Raw genomic sequence first — 4,335 nt, forward strand, 5'->3', positions numbered from 1 at the left:
GGGACGGGTGGGCACACGGGACGGCGCGCTCAGCGGCGCCTCCGCGTTCCGGGCCTGGACCCGCACCACGAGCGCGCCGCCACCAGGTGGTGCGGGTTCAGGCGCGGGAGCCTAGGCGCGGCACGGGGCGCCGTTCCGTTGTGCCCACCCGTTCCGCCCCAGCGGAACGATTGCCCACAACGGGGGGCGGAGGCCCGCAGCGGGGTGGTCAGAAGGCTGGGCGTTCTGGGTCCAGGTGGGGGTGGCCCTCCGTCGGGGACGACGCCTCGGCGAAGTGCCGGCGGGGAATCCGCCCCGCCCGCCACGCCAGCCGCCCCGCCTCCACCGCGTGCCGCATGCCCGCCGCCATCAGCACCGGCTCCTGCGCCCGGGTCACCGCCGACGCCAGCATCACCGCCGCACACCCCAGCTCCATCGCGAGCGCCGCGTCCGAGGCGGTTCCCGCGCCGGCGTCGAGGATCACCGGGACGCCGGCCCGTTCGACGATGAGCTGGAAGTTGTGCGGGTTGCGGATGCCGAGTCCGGAGCCGATGGGGGAGCCGAGCGGCATGATCGCCGCGCAGCCCACGTCCTCCAGCTTCCGGGCGAGGACCGGGTCGTCGTTGGTGTAGGGGAGGACCGTGAAGCCGTCGTCCACGAGGGTCTCGGCCGCGGAGAGGAGTTCCTCCCCGTCCGGGAGGAGGGTCCGCTCGTCCGCCACCACCTCCAGCTTGACCCAGTCGGTGCCGAGCGCCTCCCGTGCCAGGCGGGCCGTGAGGACGGCCTCGCCCGCCGTGTAGCAGCCCGCCGTGTTCGGCAGGACCCGGATGCCGAGGCGCTCCAGGACGGAGAGGACCGAGCCCTGGACGGTCGGGTCCAGGCGCCGCATGGCGACCGTGGTCAGCTCCGTACCGCTGGCGACGAGGGAGCGTTCCAGGACGTCGAGGCTGGGGGCGCCGCCGGTGCCCATGATGAGGCGGGAGGAGAACTCCGTACCGCCGAGGGTGAACACGTCGTCGGACATCTGCCTCAGCCTCCCTGCACCGCGGTGAGGACTTCCACCCGGTCGCCCTCGCCGAGCAGCGTCGTCGCCCACTCGCCGCGCGGCACGACCGTCTCGTTGAGCGCGGCCGCGACCCCGGAGCGGGCCGAGGTCAGGGTCGCCACGAGGGCGTCCAGGGAGAGGGGGGCGGAGAGCTCGCGGGCCTCTCCGTTCACGGACACGTTCATGCGGGCTGCTCCTGGCGTGCGGGAGGGGCGGGGGAGAAACGGCGGGGGGTGAAGGGGCGCGCCTCGTCGGGGAGGGCGCCCGTGGTGAGCACCTCCGCCATGACGTCGCCGGTGACGGGGGTGAGCAGCACCCCGTTGCGGTAGTGGCCGGTGGCCAGGTGGAGGCCCGGGAGGGCGGTGGGTCCGAGCAGCGGCGCGTTGTCGGGGGAGCCGGGGCGCAGGCCCGCCAGGGTCTCGGTGAGCGGCAGCTCGGTGATGCCGGGGACCAGCTCGTGGGCGTCGCGCAGCAGCTCGTAGACGCCGCCCGCCGTCACCGTGGTGTCCCAGCCCAGCTCCTCGCTGGTGGCGCCGACGACGAGCTCGCCGTTCTCGCGGGGCACCAGGTAGACGTGGCTGCCGCGGACGACGGCCCGGACGGTGCGGGAGAGGAACGGGGCGTACGGTGCCGGGACGCGCAGGCGCAGGACCTGGCCCTTCACGGGGCGGACCCTGGGCAGCACCTCGTCCGGCACGCCCGCGAGCCGCCCGCTGAGGCTGCCCGCGGCGAGCACGACCTGGTCGGCCGTCAGCTCCTCGCCGTCGGCGAGGAGGACCCCGCGGGCTCGGTCGCGCACGACCGTGAGCCGCTCCGCGAGCGCCCGGTGGAAGACGACCCCGGCCCGAGCGCAGGCGCGCAGCAGGGCCGCGGCCAGCCGGCGCGGGTCGACCTGGTGGTCGCCGTCGACGCGCAGCCCGCCCCGGACGCCGGGCGCCAGCATCGGTTCGAGGCGGCGGCACTCGCGGCCGCTGAGCCACTCCGAGACGAGCCCGCAGCGGGTCTGCAGGGCGTGCAGTTCGCGCAGGTGGGCCCGGTCGTCGGCGTCGAGGGCGACGGCCAGGGTGCCGCAGGCGCGGTAGCCGACGTCGTGCCCGGCGGCCTCTTCCAGTTCGGCGGCGAACGCGGGGTAGCGGGCGGCGGAGGCGAGGTTGAGCCCGAGCAGGGTCTCCTCGCCGTAGTGGAGTTCGGTGACGGCGGCGAGCATCCCGGCCGCGACCCGTGCGGCCCCGCCGCCCGGGTCCGGGTCGACGACGGCGGTGCGCAGTCCGCGCTGCGCGGCCCGCCAGGCCGTGACCAGGCCGATGATGCCGCCCCCGACCACGAGGACATCGGAAGAACGCATGGGCGTCCAGCCCCTCCCTTCGCCGGCATGACCCGGATCAGGTTCGTACGGTCGGAGGCCGTCCCAGCCTCCCTCTCAGCCCGGTGCGTCCGGGCTCCCGCGAGTGCTTTACGCCCGCCAGACTAGCCCGCGCCGATGGCGGGCCACAGACCCCACCCTTCCTGACGATCCGTCAGATGCGTAAGGTGGTCGGGTGAGCGAGCAGAAGCAGGCCCAGCAGCACGTCGTGATCGTCGGCGCCGGAATGGCGGGCGTCCAGACCGCCGTCGCCCTGCGCGAGCAGGGCTTCGCCGGCCCCGTGACCCTCATCGGGGCCGAACCGCACCAGCCCTACGACCGGCCCCCGCTCTCCAAGGCGATCCTGCTCGGCAAGGCCGAGGACTCCGCCTTCGAGATCGACTTCGAGGACCTCCGCATCGAGCTCCGCCTCGGCCTGGACGTCACCGGGCTGCGCGCCGCCGACCACGAGGTCGACACCGAGTCCGGACCCGTCGCGTACGACGTCCTGGTCCTCGCCACCGGAGCCCACCCCGTCACCCTGCCCGGCACCGAGGGCGTCCCCGGGGTCCATCTGCTGCGCACCCTCGACGACGCCGTGCGCCTCGGGCCCGTCCTGGAGCGCCGTCACTCCGTCGTGGTCGTCGGCGCGGGCTGGATCGGCGCCGAGTTCGCCACCGCCGCGCGCGAGGCGGGCTGCGCCGTCACCGTCGTCGAGGCCGCCGACCGTCCCCTCGCCGCGGCCCTGCCCGCCGAGGTCACCGCCCCCATGGCCGACTGGTACGGGGCGAGCGGCTCCGAACTCCTCACCCACGCGCGCGTGCGCACCGTCGAGCCCGGTGCGCCCGGCACGCCCGGCCGCGTGGTCCTCGCCGACGGCCGGGAACTGGCCGCCGACGCCGTCGTCGTCGGCATCGGCGCCCGCCCCGCCACCGGATGGCTCACCGGCTCCGGCATCGCCCTCGACCCGGGCGGCGCGGTCACCGCGGACGACCGGCTGCGCACCTCCCTGCCCGATGTGTACGCCGTCGGCGACTGCGCCTCCTTCCCCTCCGCCCGCTACGGGGAGCGGCTGCTCGTCCACCACTGGGACAACGCGCTCCAGGGCCCCCGCGCGGTCGCCGCGGCGATCACCGGGGCCGCCGACGCGCCCTACGACCCCGTGCCGTACTTCTGGTCCGAGCAGTTCGGCCGCTTCGTCCAGTACGCGGGACACCACGCGGACGCCGACGAGCTGCTGTGGCGCGGTGACCCGGCCGACGACGCCTGGTCCGTGCTCTGGCTGCGCGCCGGGGTGCCGGTGGCCCTCCTCGCGGTCGGCCGCCCCCGCGACCTGGCCCAGGGCCGCAGGCTCATCGAGGCCGCCGTCCCCGTCGACCCGGAGCGCGCCGCGGACCCGTCCGTCCCCCTGAAGGCCGCAGTCCGGTAGGGCCCGACTACCGGCTGTCAGTCCGGGATGGCAGGCTTGTCCTGTGACCGAGATTGACGTAAAGATCGATGCGCTCGTCCCCGCCTGGCTCTACGTGCCCGACATCGCGGAGATGCTCGACATCGACGTGGTGCGCGTGCGGCAGCTGATCAAGGAAGGCCAGCTCATCGCGGTGCGCCGCGGCGAGAACAACGCCCTGCAGATCCCCGCCGCCTTCATCCAGGGCGACAAGATCGTCAAGGGTCTCGTCGGGCTTCTGACCGTGCTGCGGGACGACGGCTTCACCAACGAGGAAATGCTGGAGTGGCTCTTCACTCCGGACGAGAGCCTGCCGGGCACGCCCGCGCAGGCGCTCAACGAGAACCGCGGCACGGAGGTGAAGCGCCGCGCCCAGGCGCTCGCCATCTGACGCGCGCACCGAAGACACCGCCCGCGGGTGTCGCGGGGGCCCGCCCCCCCCCCCCCGGGCCCCCGCCCCCCCCCCCCACACCCCCGGGGGGCCCCCCCCACCCCCCCCCCCGCCGCCCCCCCGCCCCCCCG

5 protein-coding genes and 1 riboswitch are annotated in these 4,335 nt (G+C 75.4%); of the genes, 2 read left to right on the plus strand and 3 right to left on the minus strand.

Annotation, left to right across the window (positions count from 1 at the left end; translation table 11 throughout):
- Positions 1–208: 208 nt before the first annotated feature.
- The 3 genes from ACFV2S_RS37535 to thiO form a co-directional block, all read right to left on the minus strand.
- Positions 209–1,003, minus strand: coding sequence for a thiazole synthase (locus ACFV2S_RS37535; RefSeq protein ID WP_385570743.1), 795 nt, complete (start codon positions 1,001–1,003; stop codon positions 209–211).
- A gap of 5 nt (positions 1,004–1,008) precedes the next feature.
- Positions 1,009–1,209, minus strand: a complete 201-nt coding sequence (gene thiS / locus ACFV2S_RS37540) for a sulfur carrier protein ThiS (RefSeq protein WP_385570746.1) — start codon at positions 1,207–1,209, stop codon at positions 1,009–1,011.
- Entirely contained in the window at positions 1,206–2,369 is a 1,164-nt protein-coding gene (gene thiO / locus ACFV2S_RS37545; RefSeq protein ID WP_383798823.1) for a glycine oxidase ThiO, read from the minus strand. Before thiO ends, thiS begins: the two co-directional genes overlap by 4 nt.
- A riboswitch (TPP riboswitch) is annotated at positions 2,367–2,480 on the minus strand. Its footprint overlaps the gene before it by 3 nt.
- Before the next feature lie 82 nt (positions 2,481–2,562).
- Between thiO and ACFV2S_RS37550 the strand changes: the two genes are divergently transcribed.
- Positions 2,563–3,795, plus strand: coding sequence for an NAD(P)/FAD-dependent oxidoreductase (locus tag ACFV2S_RS37550; protein WP_385570750.1), 1,233 nt, complete (start codon positions 2,563–2,565; stop codon positions 3,793–3,795).
- A gap of 43 nt (positions 3,796–3,838) precedes the next feature.
- Positions 3,839–4,204: an Rv2175c family DNA-binding protein gene (locus ACFV2S_RS37555; RefSeq protein WP_376584676.1), complete on the plus strand. Its 366-nt coding sequence runs from the start codon at positions 3,839–3,841 to the stop codon at positions 4,202–4,204.
- The last annotated feature ends 131 nt before the right edge of the window (positions 4,205–4,335 follow it).

Source organism: Streptomyces sp. NPDC059695, from assembly GCF_042733785.1.
Lineage (GTDB): Bacteria > Actinomycetota > Actinomycetes > Streptomycetales > Streptomycetaceae > Streptomyces.

Coding starts and splice junctions, on each gene's coding strand:
- ACFV2S_RS37535 (WP_385570743.1), bottom strand. CDS start 1,003: ATGTCCGACGACGTGTTCACCCTCGGCGGTACGGAGTTCTCCTCCCGC.
- thiS (WP_385570746.1), bottom strand. CDS start 1,209: ATGAACGTGTCCGTGAACGGAGAGGCCCGCGAGCTCTCCGCCCCCCTC.
- thiO (WP_383798823.1), bottom strand. CDS start 2,369: ATGCGTTCTTCCGATGTCCTCGTGGTCGGGGGCGGCATCATCGGCCTG.